The organism is Pseudomonas sp. FSL R10-0399, from assembly GCF_009600165.1.
GTDB classification, from domain to species: domain Bacteria; phylum Pseudomonadota; class Gammaproteobacteria; order Pseudomonadales; family Pseudomonadaceae; genus Aquipseudomonas; species Aquipseudomonas helleri.
Genome location: NZ_WIWK01000005.1, coordinates 99,492 through 114,653, shown reverse-complemented (window position 1 = coordinate 114,653; position 15,162 = coordinate 99,492). Strand labels below are relative to the sequence as shown.

General features: G+C 58.4%; 18 protein-coding genes. 6 read left to right on the top strand and 12 right to left on the bottom strand.

The window, feature by feature from the left end; genetic code table 11:
• The 3 genes from GHO41_RS02915 to earP form a co-directional block, all read right to left on the bottom strand.
• Positions 1-461, bottom strand: a 461-nt coding sequence (locus tag GHO41_RS02915; protein WP_153432907.1) for a sulfite exporter TauE/SafE family protein, incomplete at its 3' end; no start/stop codon positions are given.
• A 140-nt stretch (positions 462-601) separates the two neighbouring features.
• A complete protein-coding gene (locus GHO41_RS02910) occupies positions 602-1,171 on the bottom strand; it encodes an elongation factor P (protein WP_048368748.1) in 570 nt (189 codons plus the stop codon).
• Positions 1,172-1,220: 49 nt separating this feature from the next.
• Positions 1,221-2,354, bottom strand: coding sequence for an elongation factor P maturation arginine rhamnosyltransferase EarP (gene earP / locus GHO41_RS02905; protein WP_153329945.1), 1,134 nt, complete (start codon positions 2,352-2,354; stop codon positions 1,221-1,223).
• A gap of 105 nt (positions 2,355-2,459) precedes the next feature.
• On the opposite strand from earP, the gene GHO41_RS02900 reads away from it, so the two are divergent.
• Positions 2,460-2,942, top strand: a complete 483-nt coding sequence (locus GHO41_RS02900; protein WP_153390606.1) for a GreA/GreB family elongation factor — start codon at positions 2,460-2,462, stop codon at positions 2,940-2,942.
• Positions 2,943-2,952: 10 nt separating this feature from the next.
• Here GHO41_RS02900 and GHO41_RS02895 read toward each other — a convergent pair whose 3' ends face one another.
• Positions 2,953-3,204 carry a hypothetical protein gene (locus GHO41_RS02895; protein WP_048368751.1) on the bottom strand — a complete coding sequence of 84 codons (252 nt, stop codon included), beginning with the start codon at positions 3,202-3,204 and terminating at the stop codon, positions 2,953-2,955.
• Between the two features lie 178 nt (positions 3,205-3,382).
• Between GHO41_RS02895 and GHO41_RS02890 the strand changes: the two genes are divergently transcribed.
• The 3 genes from GHO41_RS02890 (at position 3,383) to GHO41_RS02880 (ending at position 5,447) form a co-directional block, all read left to right on the top strand.
• Complete coding sequence (locus GHO41_RS02890) at positions 3,383-3,703, top strand: YqjD family protein (RefSeq protein WP_048368752.1); 321 nt, start codon at positions 3,383-3,385, stop codon at positions 3,701-3,703.
• 149 nt (positions 3,704-3,852) lie between these two features.
• Positions 3,853-5,055: an MFS transporter gene (locus GHO41_RS02885; RefSeq protein ID WP_048368753.1), complete on the top strand. Its 1,203-nt coding sequence runs from the start codon at positions 3,853-3,855 to the stop codon at positions 5,053-5,055.
• A 95-nt stretch (positions 5,056-5,150) separates the two neighbouring features.
• Positions 5,151-5,447 (top strand): DUF6388 family protein, encoded by a 297-nt coding sequence (locus GHO41_RS02880; protein ID WP_048368754.1) that lies wholly within the window; start codon positions 5,151-5,153, stop codon positions 5,445-5,447.
• Positions 5,448-5,496: 49 nt separating this feature from the next.
• Here GHO41_RS02880 and GHO41_RS02875 read toward each other — a convergent pair whose 3' ends face one another.
• Entirely contained in the window at positions 5,497-6,036 is a 540-nt protein-coding gene (locus GHO41_RS02875) for a DUF4142 domain-containing protein (protein ID WP_048368755.1), read from the bottom strand.
• Between the two features lie 216 nt (positions 6,037-6,252).
• Between GHO41_RS02875 and GHO41_RS02870 the strand changes: the two genes are divergently transcribed.
• Positions 6,253-7,128, top strand: a complete 876-nt coding sequence (locus GHO41_RS02870) for a LysR substrate-binding domain-containing protein (protein WP_153335584.1) — start codon at positions 6,253-6,255, stop codon at positions 7,126-7,128.
• 93 nt (positions 7,129-7,221) lie between these two features.
• On the opposite strand, the gene GHO41_RS02865 is transcribed toward GHO41_RS02870, so the two are convergent.
• The 4 genes from GHO41_RS02865 to fae form a co-directional block, all read right to left on the bottom strand.
• The gene (locus GHO41_RS02865; protein WP_048368757.1) at positions 7,222-8,586 is read right to left on the bottom strand and encodes an MFS transporter; all 1,365 of its coding nucleotides are present in this window, start codon (positions 8,584-8,586) and stop codon (positions 7,222-7,224) included.
• A 143-nt stretch (positions 8,587-8,729) separates the two neighbouring features.
• Complete coding sequence (locus GHO41_RS02860; RefSeq protein ID WP_153432906.1) at positions 8,730-10,163, bottom strand: NAD-dependent succinate-semialdehyde dehydrogenase; 1,434 nt, start codon at positions 10,161-10,163, stop codon at positions 8,730-8,732.
• Positions 10,160-11,194 (bottom strand): aldo/keto reductase, encoded by a 1,035-nt coding sequence (locus tag GHO41_RS02855; protein WP_048368759.1) that lies wholly within the window; start codon positions 11,192-11,194, stop codon positions 10,160-10,162. Before GHO41_RS02855 ends, GHO41_RS02860 begins: the two co-directional genes overlap by 4 nt.
• 10 nt (positions 11,195-11,204) lie before the next feature.
• Positions 11,205-11,717 carry a formaldehyde-activating enzyme gene (gene fae / locus GHO41_RS02850; RefSeq protein WP_048368760.1) on the bottom strand — a complete coding sequence of 171 codons (513 nt, stop codon included), beginning with the start codon at positions 11,715-11,717 and terminating at the stop codon, positions 11,205-11,207.
• A gap of 125 nt (positions 11,718-11,842) precedes the next feature.
• Between fae and GHO41_RS02845 the strand changes: the two genes are divergently transcribed.
• Positions 11,843-11,995: a hypothetical protein gene (locus tag GHO41_RS02845; protein WP_153432905.1), complete on the top strand. Its 153-nt coding sequence runs from the start codon at positions 11,843-11,845 to the stop codon at positions 11,993-11,995.
• Positions 11,996-12,075: 80 nt separating this feature from the next.
• Here GHO41_RS02845 and GHO41_RS02840 read toward each other — a convergent pair whose 3' ends face one another.
• The 3 genes from GHO41_RS02840 to GHO41_RS02830 all read right to left on the bottom strand — a co-directional run bounded on the left by GHO41_RS02840 (position 12,076) and on the right by GHO41_RS02830 (position 15,075).
• On the bottom strand, positions 12,076-14,286 hold the full coding sequence (locus tag GHO41_RS02840) for an OsmC domain/YcaO domain-containing protein (RefSeq protein ID WP_048368761.1): 2,211 nt from the start codon (positions 14,284-14,286) through the stop codon (positions 12,076-12,078).
• Positions 14,287-14,476: 190 nt separating this feature from the next.
• A complete protein-coding gene (locus GHO41_RS02835; RefSeq protein ID WP_048368762.1) occupies positions 14,477-14,851 on the bottom strand; it encodes a type II toxin-antitoxin system VapC family toxin in 375 nt (124 codons plus the stop codon).
• A complete protein-coding gene (locus GHO41_RS02830) occupies positions 14,848-15,075 on the bottom strand; it encodes a type II toxin-antitoxin system Phd/YefM family antitoxin (RefSeq protein ID WP_048368763.1) in 228 nt (75 codons plus the stop codon). Before GHO41_RS02830 ends, GHO41_RS02835 begins: the two co-directional genes overlap by 4 nt.
• Positions 15,076-15,162: the final 87 nt, after the last annotated feature.

The following is a 15,162-nucleotide window of genomic DNA, read 5'->3' as shown; positions in this document are numbered from 1 at the left end:
ACCCCAAACAGCCCGCCCGTGGTGCCTGCCAGCGCGCCGAGCACCCCGTACCAGGGCCAGCCATAGCGCGAACCGGCCACCGGTTGCGCGGGCGAGCTATAGAGCTTGATCAGGTTGTACAGGGTGATGCACAGCAAAAAGACGATAAAGCCCCAGCGAATCAGCCGCGCATCGACCCCAACCGCGAGCATTGCGCCCAGCCAGGCAAAACAAAAACTCATCAACACCAGCGGCAATGCCTGGCGCAGGTCAATTTTGTTGCGTTGGTTGTAGCGGTACAGCGCCAGAAATACGTTAGGAACCGACATCACCAGCGCGGTGCCCTGGGCAATTTGCTGGTCCAGACCAAACCACAAACCCAACACCGGGATCGCGATCAAGCCGCCACCGATCCCGAACAACCCGCCCAGCGCCCCCAGGGCAAGGCCCAAGGCCGTGTACATTGCAAAATCTATAAACATCACCGCCCCTCAATCAGAGCGGCCATGCTAACCAGTCGCTGGCAGGGGGCAAAGCTTAAAACCGCACCTTAAGCGTAATTTCATGAATAAAAAAACCCGACGTTAAAGTCGGGTTTTTTATCGTGCGGTTTACGCCAGAATTACTTGGCGCGGCCCTTGTAGGAACCACCTTCACGGGTATCGATCTCGATCATGTCGCCGATTTCGATAAAGTCAGCAACGCTCAGCTCGGTGCCGTTTTTCAGTTTGGCAGGCTTCATCACCTTGCCCGAAGTGTCACCGCGAGCGGAACCTTCGGTGTAGTCAACCTGACGCACGATAGTGGTCGGCAGCTCTACGGAAACCAGACGCTCTTCGAAGAATACGGCTTCGCAAACGTCGGTCATGCCTTCTTCAACGAATGGCAGAACGGCTTCGATGTCTTCAGCGTTCAGCTCGTACATGGTGTAGTCAGTGGTGTCCATGAACGTGTAGGTGTCGCCGCTGATGAAGGACAGGGTCGCTTCTTTGCGATCCAGGATCACGTCATCCAGCTTGTCGTCAGCGCTGTATACGGTTTCAGTCTTGTAACCAGTCAGCAGGTTCTTCAGCTTGGTCTTCATGATTGCGCTGTTACGACCAGACTTGGTGAACTCAGCTTTCTGAACCAGCCAAGGGTCGTTGTCGATACGAATCACTGTACCGGGTTTAAGCTCTTTACCAGTTTTCATTACGAGTATCCGAATTTGGATTGAGATTTACAAAAATCTAGGCCGCGTATCATATCCAATTTCTATAAAACAGTACTAGCGCTTGCGCAAGATCAGCCTGCAATGACTGCTCCAGGCACCATTTCTCGGCGTGTTCGGTGATTTCTGACCAGTGTTCCTGCACGCCATTCCAGCTCGGCGCCATGTCTGAGCCGGCATTCCAGGCATGCCACAGGCCGGTAAAGGCTTGTGCGGCAGCGGGCGACAGGCCTTTGATGTACAGCGCCAGAAACGCATTGAGTTTGACCCAGTGCGCGTCTTCTTCCTGCTCGTAGATGTGCCACAGCAGCGGGCGCCCTGCCCATTGCGCGCGGACAAACGAGTCTTCGCCGCGCACCGCGTTGAAATCACAGCTCCATAACAGGCGGTCGTAATCTTGCTGTCGGACGAACGGCAACGCCTGCACGGTCAATGACCCGCGCTGCTCAACACGCCCCAGCGCCAGCGCGTCGATTTCAAGCCAACGCAACAGGTCGCCCATGATTCGCCCTTGCGGCACGAGCAGGTGAATGGCCGTAGTCCCCGACGCCATGGCGTCCAGCCAACTGGCCAGCCCGGTGTTTTCGTAGGCAAACAGGGAGATCAGGCGGGCGTTGTCCGCCGCCACAACGCCCAGGCTTTGCAAAAAGCCCTGCTTGGCGTGCGGGTCTTGCTCAAAAGCACGGCGTCGGGTCAGCAAGTCAGCTTCGCGCAGCAAACCGCCCGTCCCGGCTTCAAAGCCCGGAAAGAAGAACGTGCGCTTCAAGCCATCCGGCCGCAGGGACGCCAGACCGTGGCAACCGCTGACCCAGTCTTCAGCACTTAAATATTCGAGGTTGAGCCATAGCACCGGGGTTTGCCGGGCTTTTATGGCCTGTAGATAGTCGTCGGGCAAGGTGCAGGCGAAGGCCTCGATCACCACGTCAGCGGCTTCGACCGGCTGCCAGTCCTTGGGCCACAGGCGCACGTCAACGCCCTGCTGCCACTGCTGGGCAGCGCTGGCATCGGCCTCAGGGCACAGCGGCACAAAGGCCTGCAAATCATCGACCCACAGCCGCACCGGCACCTGATGCTCAGCCACCAGTTGTCGGGCCAAACGCCAGGTCACACCAATGTCGCCGTAGTTATCGACCACACTGCAAAAAATATCCCAGGAGGCTTTCATTCCGGGCTCCACCAGTTAAAGGGCTGATTGTCTGCGCAAATCAGCGTGTACAGAAGGCTTGGGCCAAGGCGACAATCGCCGCTCGTTTCCCTTCAAGCCGCCTTTATGAACAAGACCGCCGTGTACCAGCAGATGCTGGAAAAACTCGCCATCGACCTCGACGTGCTCCAGCGGGCGGCGCAAACCGCTTATGAAGCCGCGACCCACGAAGAGAACATCGCCGAAAACAAATACGACACCCTCGGCCTTGAGGCCTCGTATCTGGCCACCGGCCAGGCGCGCCGGGTCGAGGAAATCCGTCAGGCACTGAAACACTGCCAGGCCATGACCCTGGCGCCGTTTGATCCCGCTCACGGGGTTCAGTTGGGCGCGCTGGTCAAGCTGGAAGCTGACAACGGCAGTGAACAGTGGCTGTTCCTGGCCCCGGACGCGGCCGGGCTCAAGCTTGCCCTTGAAGGCCAGAGCGTGACCGTGATCACCCCGCGTGCACCGCTGGGCGCGGCCTTGATCGGCAAGCAGGTGGACGATGAGGTGCAGATCAAGGTCGGCGGTGCAGCACAGGGGTTTATTGTCTGCGAGGTTGATTAGCGCATGCGTATTACTTGGCGGCCATCAGCCGGTTGACTTCACTGCGCACCATGTTGGCGTATTCGGGCGGCGACATGGCGTCCAGCTCCGAACGCACCCATTCTGCCCATTTGCCCTTGCGTTTGGCGCGCTCGCCAAACAGGCGGGCCGCATCGCCTTTGGCTTTGCCCAGGTTGCTTTGCCACAGTTCGTACAGACGGGACTTTTCATCCTCAAGCGCAGCACGCTCGGCGAGTGACTTATTGGCGAGGTTGAAGCTCATGAGATTTTCCTGCTGCGTAAATTAGGCGACATCTTACACCCTCAAAAGAAGTGTCTCAGCCTGGATTTTTACTACGCTCACACCTCGGTTTCACAATGCGTTGAAAAATCGATGCAACTTTTTAGCATTGGGTTGACTCCATTAGTCATCACCCCATTCACCTGCAAGGAGTACCGCAATGGCTCGAAAAAATGCCGTACAAGCCGCTGAAGATCAGATCAAGGATCAGGCATTCAGCGAGCTTCAAGAATTGATCGCCGAATCTGACAAGCTGCTCAAGGACAGCGCGTCGCTGGTAGGCGAAGAAGGCGAAACCCTGCGTGCACAGGTTGGCCTCAAGCTCAAGCAAGCCCTGGACTCGGTCAGCAACGTGCGTGAGCGCAGCAAGCCGGTGGTCGATGCCACCGAAAACTATATCGGTGGCCACCCATGGCAAACCGTAGCGATCTCGGCCGGTGTCGGCCTGGTGGTCGGCCTGCTGCTGGGCCGTCGCAACTGATCCAGCGCTAGCACGGTTACCAAAGCCCCGCGTTGTCATGACGCGGGGCTTTGTCGTTTAAAAATCAAAATTCTCGACATATTCAGTGACATCTCGCGCAGGCATTCCGGATACTTCACGCCATTCCACTCTTGCCAAAGAGACAGTCAATGTCCGAATCACCTGCTGCCACTAAACCTTTAAGCACTGCCCTTATCCTCCTGATGGCGGTTGCCACCGGCCTTGCGGTCGCCAGCAACTACTACGCCCAACCGCTGCTGCACACCATCGCCCAAGAGCTCGGCCTGAGCATGGAAAGCGCCGGCACCGTGGTGATCACGGCGCAATTGAGTTACGGCGCGGGCCTGTTTTTGCTGGTGCCGCTGGGCGACCTGTTTGAACAGCGCCGCCTGATCGTCACCATGACCGTGCTCAGTGCGGCCGGCCTGTTGCTCAGCGCTTTTGCGCCGTCATTGACCTGGCTGCTGATTGGCACGGCGGTCACCGGGATGTTTTCGGTGTCGGCGCAAGTGCTGGTACCGATGGCCGCCAGCCTCACCGACCCGCAAAGCCGTGGCCGTGTAGTCGGCACGCTGATGAGCGGCTTGCTGCTGGGCATTCTGTTGGCCCGCACCGTGGCCGGGGCGCTGTCTTCGGCCGGTGACTGGCGCAGTATTTACCTGCTGGCCGCAGGCTTGATGTTTATCAGCGCCATTTCGCTGTTTTTCGCCTTGCCCAACCACCACCACAGCGCAGGCCTGAGCTACCCGAAACTGCTGGGGTCGGTGTTCAAGCTGTTTGTCGAAGAACCCGTGCTGCGCCTGCGTTCAGTGCTCGGCCTGCTGACCTTCTCGCTGTTCGCCTTGTTCTGGACTCCGCTGGCGTTTCTGCTGGCCGTACCGCCTTACAACTACTCTGATGGCGTGATTGGTCTGTTTGGCCTGGCAGGCGCAGTGGGTGCCGTGGCGGCCAACTGGGCCGGGCGCATGGCCGACCGTGGCCGCGGGCAAATGGCGACCACCGTGGGCCTGCTGGTACTGCTGGCCTGCTGGCTGCCGATGGCGTTTGCCGGTCACTCGCTGATCGCCCTGCTGATTGGCGTGCTGGCGCTGGATTTTGCCGTGCAACTGGTGCACGTGAGCAATCAGAACGCGGTGTTCCAGGTGCGCCCTGCGGCCCGGAATCGACTGAACGCCGGTTACATCACCTGCTACTTCATTGGCGGTGCATTGGGCTCGTTGATCGGCGCACAAACCTATCCGGTGTATGGCTGGGACGGCATTGTGGTGGTCGGCGCCGTGATCTCGACCCTGGCGTTGGCCATCTGGGGCTTTATGTTGCAGCGCGAAAGCAAGCTGCAACCTGTGGGCTAATGGCACTTTTCATCAGGGGGTGAAGTCGCTAGCATGCGAAAAACGCCCTGACGACGGTCTGCCCCGCAGACCGTCCTAACGATCCGAGACGCCATATGATCCCAAAAGAATCCCGTAACGAACTGGCCCTGGATACCTTCATCAAGGCGCACCCGCATCTGCTGGAAGAAATGAAAGAGCTGAGCGCCGAGGACCGCCAGCAGCAAATTTTATGGGCCTTTGAAGACGAAGCCGAAAGCCGTGGCCTTGAGGCCTGGGAACTGGCGCTGCAACTGATCGCCCGCAGCCCTGAAGAACTCAAAGCCATGCGCCTTGAAGTGCATCAGGAAGTGGCCGAAGCCCTTGAGATGAGCTGGGAAGAGTACTGCGGTTTCAACGACATCGCTGTCTGACCTGAGCTGACGTAGCGGTGCCAAACCCACCGCTACGCCATTAACGCTGTCACTCCGGCAATACCGCGCCATCACCTTTGTGATGTGCCGAGACCAGCCTTTTGGCCATGTCCAGGTGCATTTGCAGCTTGGGCAGGTACTTTTCGGCAAAGGCCTGAAGCTCGGGTGAGGCCGGGTCATCAATCTGCTGTTTATACAGCTCGATCGCATCCTCGCTGGCCTTGACCTGGTTAGCCGCATACGCGGCATCAAAGGAATCGCCTTCCTGTACCTGCAACATCAGTTTTTTGGCTTTGCTGAGAATTTCTTCTTGATCAGCGACCTTCAAGCCCTGCTTTTGCGCGATGTCTTTTAAATCGCGATTGGCATCGGTGTAGTCCTTGATCACCTCAACCGCGTAACTGCCGACGTCGGTTGAAGACGACTTACTGATCGCCATGCGGCTGGTTTCAATCGCCGCAATGCCTGCCGCAGACGATTCGTCGACAAAATCTGCCGGGCTTGCAGCGACCGCGCTGCCGATCACAAACAGGGCGTAGGCCAAGGCACATCCAGCCATAAAGCGTTTAGGGGCCATCAGGGGTTTCATTGCGTCCTCCAGTAAAAGGCAGGTTTATGTCCTGCACAGAATCTGAAGGCCCATGGCGGCAAAGGTTTAGATGAGATGTGATTTTCTGACGAGTGGGGCTGCTTATCGCCGCCCGTGACAACGGCTACAATCCGCCACAGAAGTAAGAAACCTCCTACATAACAATAAACCCGCCCTACCCTTCTGGCGTAGAAGGCCGGTGCGGAGCAAAGCGTCATGCGCCAATTGCCGTCGCTCAACACGCTGCGCGTCTTTGAAGAAGTCGCGCGGCATCGCAGTTTCAGCCAGGCGGCGTTAAGCCTTAACGTCACCCAAGGGGCTGTCAGCCGACAAATCAAACAGCTTGAAGACTACTTGGGTGTGGCGCTTTTCGTGCGCACGCCACAAGGGTTGTCGCTGACCGAAACCGGCGTGAGGTTGTCGCCGCAGTTGGCCGAGGCGTTCGATCACATGGAGCGCGCCTTGCAGGCCGTGCGCGTGCCGAACCTGCGCCAGCGTCTGCGTATTGTCGTGCCGCCTACCTGGGGCACGCGCTGGTTGTCGGCGCACTTGCGCGCGTTTTGCGAACGTTACCCGGACATCAGCCTGAGCGTGACCAACACCAGCGCTCACGACAGCCTGGCTGAAGTGGACTGCATCATCCATTGGGGCCTGGAAGCGGACAGCCATTGCAGCAGCCAGTTGCTGGTGATGGAGCGCCACATTGCCGTCGCCAGCCCGGAACTGTTCGTCAACGGCCAGCCGCCGGATGTGCGCACCCTGCCCTTGCTGCACATCCTGCACGACGGCAAACGCTTGAAGGTCTGGGAGAACTGGCTGGCCGCCATGGGCCGTGACGACGTCGATGCAGCCCGCGGGCTGGAGTTCAGCACGCTGGACCAAGTGATCCACACCGCAGTAGCCGGGGGCGGACTGGCTGTGATCGACCGCCAGATGATCGAAAAAGAACTGGCCAACGCCAGCCTGCTGCCGATTACCCCCGTAGAAGTCATCGGCCCTTATGGCTATTGGCTGAACGTGGCGCATGACAAACAAGGCTTGTCGAAAGTGCGGCTGTTTACTGAATGGCTGGGGTTGGTGAGTAACCCTTAAAACAGGGATGCCTGACACGTGTAGGAGCGAGCTCGCCTCGCGATCTTTTGATTCTTAAAAGATCGCGAGGCAAGCTCGCTCCTACGGCTTGTACTAGACCGTCGCCACCACTTTAACTGCCACTGGCGCGCTTTCTTGCACAGGGCTGTGGGCCTTGCACGCTTGGCTCAGGGTCAGGGATTTGGTCTCGGGGGCCCATGCCCATGAGATCAGCGCACCAAACGCCAGAATCGCCGCCAGGATGCCAATGGTCGGGCTCATGCCAATCCCCACCACGCTCACCGGCAACAGGAAGGTACTCACCGCCGAGCCCAAGCGACTGACCGCAGTCGCCAGGCCAATACCGCTGGCGCGCACTTCGGTCGGGAAGCTTTCGGCCGGGAACACGCCCACCAGGTTACTCACCGCAGACAGCACCAGGGTGAAGATGCCAAACGCCAACACCATCAAGAACGCGGCGCTGCTGGGCAGGATCGCGAGAATCAACAACGCCACCGCCAAAATGATGAACGAGTTGATCAAGAAGCCCCGGCGCGAGAATTTCACCGTGCACCAGATGCCGATCAATGCGCCGACGATCAGCAGCAGGTTGAGCATCAGTTCAGTTCCAAAGCCTTCAGCCAGGCCCATGGTTTTGAGGATGGACGGCAGGAAGGTGTAGATCGCAAAGTACGGCATCACGATGCACACGAAGAACAGGCAGTTAAACGCGGTGCGCTTGCGGTATTCGCGGCTGAACAGCACGGCATAGCCCGAGCGGGTTTCGCCGGACGGGACTTCATCCAGTTCGACGTTGTCGCCCAGATGCTTTTTAACGATGGCCCGCGCCTCGGCAATGCGCCCCTGATTGACCAGCCAGCGCGGCGACTCCGGGGTGCCGATGCGGGCAATCAGAATCAAACCCGCCGGGATCGCAGAGGAAGCCAGCATCCAGCGCCAGGCGTCATCACCCAAACCGAGCATGGCGGTGCCCACAAAGGTGGCGGCCACGTAGCCAAAGGTCCAGATCACGCTGAACGAACCGAGCATCACGCCACGATGTTTTTTGGGGGCAAACTCGGCCAGCATGGCGTGGCCCACACTGAAGTCACCGCCCAGGCCGATGCCGATCAAGACCCGGCACAAAAACAGCCCCATCGCCGTTTCGGCGTAGAACTGCATGACCGACGCCACGGTGATCAGCACAAAGCTGACCAGGAAAATCTTTTGCCGACCGACCTTGTCGGAAATCCAGCCAAAGAACAGGCTGCCGAGAAACAGCCCGATCAGCGCTGAAGCACCGATCAACCCCTGCCAGAACGCATCCAGATGCATTTGCGGGCTGATCAGGGTAAAGGCGATGCCGATCAAACCCAGGATGTAGCCGTCTGTGAAGTGGGCGCCAAAGGTCAGCCCGGCGATTTTAAGGTGAAAGCGCCCGATGGGCAGGTCGTCGATTTTTACAGGTTGAGCGGACATGTTCGTCTCCAATTTTTTTTTATTGACGGAGAAACCGATTGCTCTAGCTTTTCTTTGAACGGCTTGTGTGGGAGCCGGCTTACTCGTGAAAACGACAGATCGCCTTCGCGAGCAAGCTCATTCCTACAGAGGTAGTGCCGGGCTCAAAGACCGCCCATCAACAGGTACTTCAGTTCCAGGTAATCATCCAGGCCGTATTTGGACCCTTCACGGCCCAGGCCCGACTCCTTGATGCCGCCAAACGGTGCGACTTCGGTAGAGATAATCCCTTCATTGATCCCGACCATACCGGCTTCCAGCCCTTCGGCCATGCGCCACACCCGGCCAATGTCACGGCTGTAGAAGTAAGCCGAGAGCCCGAACGGTGTGTCGTTGGCCAGCGCCAGCACTTGGGCTTCATCCTTGAAGCGAAAGCACGCCGCCACGGGGCCGAAGGTTTCTTCCTGGGCGATCAGCATGTCGTTGCTGGCCTCCGTCAGAATGGTCGGTTCAAAAAAGGTCCCGCCGAGGGCGTGGCGACGGCCGCCGCACAACACCTTGGCGCCCTTCTCGACCGCATCACCGACATGGGCCTCGACTTTGGCCAACGCCGCCGCATTGATCAGCGGGCCTTGCTCAGTGTCACCTTGCAGGGCATCACCGACGCGCATGGCCGCAACGGCTTCGGCCAACTTGGCGGTGAAGGCGTCGTACACGCCGTCTTGAATAAAGAAGCGGTTAACACAGACGCACGTTTGCCCGGTGTTACGGAACTTGGAGGCCATGGCGCCTTTGACGGCTGCGTCCAGATCGGCATCGTCAAACACGATAAACGGCGCGTTGCCGCCCAGTTCCAGCGAGACTTTTTTCAGTGTGTCTGCCGCTTGGCGCATCAGCAGTTTGCCGGTGCGGGTGGAGCCGGTGAACGACAATTTGCGCACAATGCTGGACGCTTGCAGCGCCCCGCCGATGGCCACGGCGTCCCCTGAAACGATGTTGAACACACCGGCCGGAATCCCGGCCTGTTCAGCCAGTACGGCCAGGGCAAAGGCAGACAGCGGGGTTTCTTCCGACGGCTTGAGGATCATGGTGCAACCGGCTGCCAGCGCCGGGCCGACCTTGCGGGTGACCATCGCCAGCGGGAAGTTCCACGGCGTGATGGCCGCCACCACACCAATGGCTTCCTTGACCACTATGATCCGCGCATCAGCCTTGTGGCTCGGGATCACATCGCCATACGCGCGCTTGGCTTCTTCGGCAAACCACTCCAGAAAGCTTGCGGCATACACCACTTCGCCCATGGCCTCGGCCAGCGGCTTGCCTTGTTCGCGGCTGAGCAGAGTGGCCAGGTCCTTCTGGTTGCTCAACATCAGTTCGCCCCAGCGCTTGAGGCGCTGGCTGCGCTCTTTGGCGGTCAGCTTGCGCCAGGCCGGCAAGGCACGATTGGCCGCATCAATGGCCAGTTCGGTTTCTTCAGCGCCCGCCTTTTGCACGTTGGCGACCAATTCGCCCGTGGCCGGGTTGAGCACCGGGTAAGTCGGGCCACCGCTGGACCATTGGCCATCGATGAAATTGCCGTGACGGATCAGCGCGCTCATGCCACCGCCTCCGTCAGGGTGAAACGTTCGTGGGCCGGGCGAGCCGAGCGCAGGATGCGCTTACCGGCGGTGTAATCATTGATCACGTCGCACGGGGTGTAATTGCGCTCCAGTTCGTACAGTTCATCGGCATCGAGCTGGGTTTCGAGTGCAGCCAGGGCGCTGTCGAACTGCGCCGTGGTGTCGGCCCCCACTAGCATGCAATCGACACCCGGATGGTTGGCGACCCACGCCTGGGCGATTTGGGCATTGGACACACCCCGGGCACGCGCTACACGCTGCACCGAATGGGCGATTTGCCAAGACGCCTCGTCGCTGTACATCTGCTGGGTAAAGAAGTCGGTCTGGTTGCGCGTCGATTGCGCATCGCCGGTCAACAGGCCGCGGGCCAACGGACTGAACACCGAGACGCCAAGGCCCTGATCGCGGCAAAACGGGATCATCTCGCGCTCTTCTTCGCGATAGGCGCAGTTCAATTGCAGCTGCATATTGATCGGTTTGACCCAACCATTGCGCTCGCAGGCCATGAGGATCTTCGCCAACTGCCCGGTGAGCATGGTCGAGACGCCGATGTAGCGGGCTTTGCCGGAGCGCACGATGTCGTTCATGGCGCTCATGGTTTCTTCAACCGGGGTGTTCACATCGAAGTAATGCAGCATGAACACGTCGACGTAATCCATGTTCAGACGCTTAAGGGAGGCGTCGATGCTGTCCATGATGTGCTTGCGCGAATGGCCGCTGGCATTGATCCCGGTGCGGGTGCCGTAACCCACCTTGGTGGTGATGACCAGGTCTTCGCGGCGAGCCAGGCGCTTGACGATACGGCCGACCACTTCTTCACCCACGCCAGCCGAGTAGAAGTCCGCCAGATCGATGAAGTTGACCCCGTTATCCAGCGCGTGCGCGACAATCGGCTCGCTTTGCTTTTCATCGAAAATCCACGGTTTCCAGTCCGGGGTGCCCATGTTCATGGTGCCCAGGCACAGGCGGGAGACTTCAAGGCCGGAGTTGCCCAAACGAATGTATTGCATGGCGCAGACCTCAGGCTTTTGGCGTGTAGAAAGGGTTGGAAATGTGCTCGACCACGTCCGCCAGTTGCGAGGTGTACGGCAGGCCGGTCAGCGCTGCACGAATCGCCGTGCGGCAAGCGTTGTAGTTGTTCAGGTACACCGCATCCAGGTCATCACATGCCGGGTTGACCCAGTTGGCGGTGACGATGGCCCACTCGTCTTCGGCTTCCGGCGGCAAGGTGCCGTCCAGCAGCGCTTCGAGTACCGCCTTGGCGATCCCGGCCTGGGACGCGCCCCACGTCGCGTTGCCATGCAGGTCGCTGCTGATCTCGGCTTTGTTGACGTACAGGGTCATCGGCTTGACCGGGATGTTGGGTTGCGCAATCACCATGAACGGGCAATGCCCTTGGCTCGGCGACGCCAGGCTGTTGGCGAAGGCCTGACCCGCCGGGCCGTTGCGCGGCCCGATCAAAATGTTGATGTGCGCGGCGTTCACGCCAGGGCCTTCGAAACCTTCACCGATGTACAGGTCGAGTGCTTTCATGGGTCATTACTCTTTGGACGATGCGTTATTGTTGGGATCAGTCGTGCAGGCCGGTCGGACGACAGGCAAGGCGAACAGGGACAGTCAAAGAGCGCAGCGCAGGGCTGGCGAGAAGGGAATCCGTCATGGTTGCAGCGCTCTTTTTTGTTGTGGTTGAGCTGTTGCTGCAATTTTTAGCACTGGCGCAGGCGCAGGCTGTAACCATTAAAAGTCATGGGGGTATGCGTTTAGGTCATAGCCTGCTGGCTATGGAGTACAGGAAGGAAGGCGGGGGATGAAAGAGGGTAAGAATGTGTAGGAGCGAGCGATCTTTTAAAGATCAAAAGATCGCGAGGCAAGCTCGCTCCTACAGTCGGGGTTACAGCGAAATGCCGGCTGCCTTGGCCCGGGCGGCGTGCAGTTTTTTGTAGCTGTCGATCAGGCGTAAGTGCCGGTCCAGACCTTCCAGCTTCATGCTGGTCGGGGTCAGACCATAGAAGCGCACGCTGCCGTCAGCCGAGCCGATGGCGGCGTCCATGCGCTCGTTGCCGAACATGCGCCGGAAGTTGACTTCGTAGTCTTCCAGCTCCAAGTCTTCGTCCAGGTACATCTCCAGCACCGCATTCACGGCTTGGTAGAACAAGCCGCGCTCAACGGTGTTGTCGTTGTACTGCAAGAACATTTCGACCGCCTCTTTCGCCTCTTCATGTTGCTGCAAGGCGAGGTAGATCAGCAGTTTCAACTCCAGAATGGTCAGTTGGCCCCACGCGGTGTTGTCGTCGAACTCTATGCCGATCAAGGTAGTGATATCGGTGTAATCGTCCAGCTCACTTTCCACCAGACGCTCAACCAGATCTTTGAGCGCCGCCTCATCCAGACTGTGCAGGTTGAGGATGTCTTCGCGGAAGAACAGCGCCTTGTTGGTGTTGTCCCAGATCAGGTCATCCACCGGGTAAATCTCGGAGTAATCCGGCACCAGAATGCGGCACGCCTTGGCGCCGAGGTGCTCGTAGACCGCCATGTACACTTCTTTGCCCATGCCTTCGAGAATCCCGAACAAGGTCGCGGCCTCGTCAGCATTGGCGTTTTCGCCCTGGCTGGTGAAGTCCCACTCGACAAATTCGTACTCCGCCTTGGCACTGAAGAAACGCCACGACACCACACCGCTGGAGTCAATAAAGTGCTCGACGAAGTTGTTCGGCTCGGTCACCGCGTGGCCCGCAAAGGTAGGCTGCGGCAAATCGTTGAGGCCTTCAAAACTGCGGCCTTGCAGCAGCTCGGTGAGGCTGCGTTCCAGTGCCACTTCAAGGCTTGGGTGAGCGCCAAACGAGGCGAACACACCACCGGTGCGCGGGTTCATCAGGGTTACGCACATTACCGGGAACTCACCGCCCAACGACGCATCCTTCACCAATACCGGAAAGCCCTGCTCTTCCAGCGCCTGAATGCCCGCCAGAATGCCCGGATATTGCGCCAGCACCTCGGCCGGTACATCCGGGAGCGCGAACTCGCCTTCAATGATTTCGCGTTTGACGGCCCGCTCGAAAATCTCCGACAAGCACTGCACTTGCGCTTCAGCCAGGGTGTTACCGGCACTCATGCCGTTGCTGAGGTAGAGGTTTTCGATCAGGTTGGAGGGGAAATACACCACCTCGCCGTCCGACTGACGTACAAACGGCAGTGAGCAAATGCCGCGCTCTTCATTGCCGGAGTTGGTGTCGATCAGGTGTGAACCGCGTAACTCGCCATCGCGGTTGTAGATTTTGCGGCAGTAGCCGTCGAGGATTTCAGCGGGCAGCTCATCTTTGCGCCCCGGCTTGAACCAGCGCTCTTCCGGGTAATGCACAAACGGCGCATTGGCGATCTCTTCGCCCCAGAACTGATCGTTGTAGAAGAAGTTGCAGTTAAGACGCTCGATAAACTCGCCCAGCGCCGAGGCCAACGCGCCCTCTTTGGTCGCGCCCTTGCCGTTGGTGAAACACATCGGCGATTGCGCATCGCGGATATGCAGCGACCAGACATTCGGCACGATATTGCGCCACGACGCGATTTCGATCTTCATGCCCAAGTCGGCCAAAATGCCCGACATATTGGCGATGGTCTGCTCCAGCGGCAGGTCCTTGCCCGCGATAAACGTGCCACCGCAAGCTGCGGAGCTGGACGCTGGCATCAACAACGCCTGAGCATCGGCGTCGAGGTTTTCGACCTCTTCAATCACAAACTCAGGCCCGGCCTGCACCACCTTCTTCACCGTGCAGCGGTCGATGGAGCGCAAAATGCCTTGGCGATCCTTCTCGGAAATATCGGCGGGCAACTCGACCTGAATCTTGAAAATCTGGTTGTAGCGGTTTTCCGGGTCAACAATATTGTTCTGCGACAGACGAATATTCTCGGTAGGAATATTGCGCGTCTGGCAGTACAGCTTCACAAAATAAGCCGCGCACAGCGCCGACGACGCCAGAAAATAATCGAATGGACCCGGCGCCGAACCATCGCCCTTATAGCGGATAGGTTGATCGGCCACCACCGTGAAATCATCGAACTTGGCTTCAAGTCGAAGGTTGTCGAGAAAGTTGACCTTAATTTCCATGAGGGAATTACCAGAATAACGGGCTAAAAAATATGGGCGCCATTATCCGATTTTTCAGCCGGAAGTCCCGCCCTTTTCCCAAATGCCTGCCAAGCCGCCATTCTGTAGCGCGAGCTGGCGTCGTGATGTTTTGAGCTTAAAGGTCAGGGGAAGTGACGCGACGGGAGGTGTTTTCAGCTCCCTCAAAGGTTCAAACAATGATGGTGTGCGGGTAAGCATGCATAGCGCTGTCATGTGTTACCAGGCTAATACCTTCAGCCAGTGCTTGAGCTACCAAGATGCGGTCAAACGGATCTCGATGAACATTCGGCAGAGCGCCTACGGTCAACCCATGCTCGGACGTGATAGCCAACTCAAGGTAACCCGCATCCAGGAGCACCTTGCGTAGTACCGCTGGGATAACACCGGTACGCTCGGCACCTTTAATGGTCAGTTCCCAAATACTGGCGGCGCTGAAATACAAGGTATTGGCCTCATCGTCTATAAGTTGAGCCGCCGCTTTGGATAATTTGACGTCATCGGTGGCGGCCCATACCAGAATGTGAGTATCGAGCAATAACCTCATGCCTTACCCTCAAACATATCTGCAATTTCAGCATCCATGGCGTCTGACGCTGCGGTATTGAATGTCACCCCCGCCAGCATGCCGCGACGCTTAGGGGCGGTAATAGGAACCAGCTTGGCCACGGGCTTACCTGCCTTGGCGATAATGATTGTTTCCCCCCCCGCCGCTGCTTCGACAAGCTGCGAGAAATGCGTTTTCGCTGCATGGATGTTATGGGTCTGCATACTGCTCCCTCCCAGTTGATTGGCTAATGCAGTTAGTCTAGTCCACTAACCGGACTAAACCTAACTCACAACCTGCCTTTCATCGGC

What these genes read in the sequence shown, in the direction of transcription:
- GHO41_RS02910 (WP_048368748.1), bottom strand. Translation starts at nt 1,171, where the DNA reads ATGAAAACTGGTAAAGAGCTTAAACCCGGTACAGTGATTCGTATCGAC.
- earP (WP_153329945.1), bottom strand. Translation starts at nt 2,354, where the DNA reads ATGAAAGCCTCCTGGGATATTTTTTGCAGTGTGGTCGATAACTACGGC.
- GHO41_RS02900 (WP_153390606.1), top strand. Translation starts at nt 2,460, where the DNA reads ATGAACAAGACCGCCGTGTACCAGCAGATGCTGGAAAAACTCGCCATC.
- GHO41_RS02895 (WP_048368751.1), bottom strand. Translation starts at nt 3,204, where the DNA reads ATGAGCTTCAACCTCGCCAATAAGTCACTCGCCGAGCGTGCTGCGCTT.
- GHO41_RS02890 (WP_048368752.1), top strand. Translation starts at nt 3,383, where the DNA reads ATGGCTCGAAAAAATGCCGTACAAGCCGCTGAAGATCAGATCAAGGAT.
- GHO41_RS02885 (WP_048368753.1), top strand. Translation starts at nt 3,853, where the DNA reads ATGTCCGAATCACCTGCTGCCACTAAACCTTTAAGCACTGCCCTTATC.
- GHO41_RS02880 (WP_048368754.1), top strand. Translation starts at nt 5,151, where the DNA reads ATGATCCCAAAAGAATCCCGTAACGAACTGGCCCTGGATACCTTCATC.
- GHO41_RS02875 (WP_048368755.1), bottom strand. Translation starts at nt 6,036, where the DNA reads ATGAAACCCCTGATGGCCCCTAAACGCTTTATGGCTGGATGTGCCTTG.
- GHO41_RS02870 (WP_153335584.1), top strand. Translation starts at nt 6,253, where the DNA reads ATGCGCCAATTGCCGTCGCTCAACACGCTGCGCGTCTTTGAAGAAGTC.
- GHO41_RS02865 (WP_048368757.1), bottom strand. Translation starts at nt 8,586, where the DNA reads ATGTCCGCTCAACCTGTAAAAATCGACGACCTGCCCATCGGGCGCTTT.
- GHO41_RS02860 (WP_153432906.1), bottom strand. Translation starts at nt 10,163, where the DNA reads ATGAGCGCGCTGATCCGTCACGGCAATTTCATCGATGGCCAATGGTCC.
- GHO41_RS02855 (WP_048368759.1), bottom strand. Translation starts at nt 11,194, where the DNA reads ATGCAATACATTCGTTTGGGCAACTCCGGCCTTGAAGTCTCCCGCCTG.
- fae (WP_048368760.1), bottom strand. Translation starts at nt 11,717, where the DNA reads ATGAAAGCACTCGACCTGTACATCGGTGAAGGTTTCGAAGGCCCTGGC.
- GHO41_RS02845 (WP_153432905.1), top strand. Translation starts at nt 11,843, where the DNA reads ATGGTTGCAGCGCTCTTTTTTGTTGTGGTTGAGCTGTTGCTGCAATTT.
- GHO41_RS02840 (WP_048368761.1), bottom strand. Translation starts at nt 14,286, where the DNA reads ATGGAAATTAAGGTCAACTTTCTCGACAACCTTCGACTTGAAGCCAAG.
- GHO41_RS02835 (WP_048368762.1), bottom strand. Translation starts at nt 14,851, where the DNA reads ATGAGGTTATTGCTCGATACTCACATTCTGGTATGGGCCGCCACCGAT.
- GHO41_RS02830 (WP_048368763.1), bottom strand. Translation starts at nt 15,075, where the DNA reads ATGCAGACCCATAACATCCATGCAGCGAAAACGCATTTCTCGCAGCTT.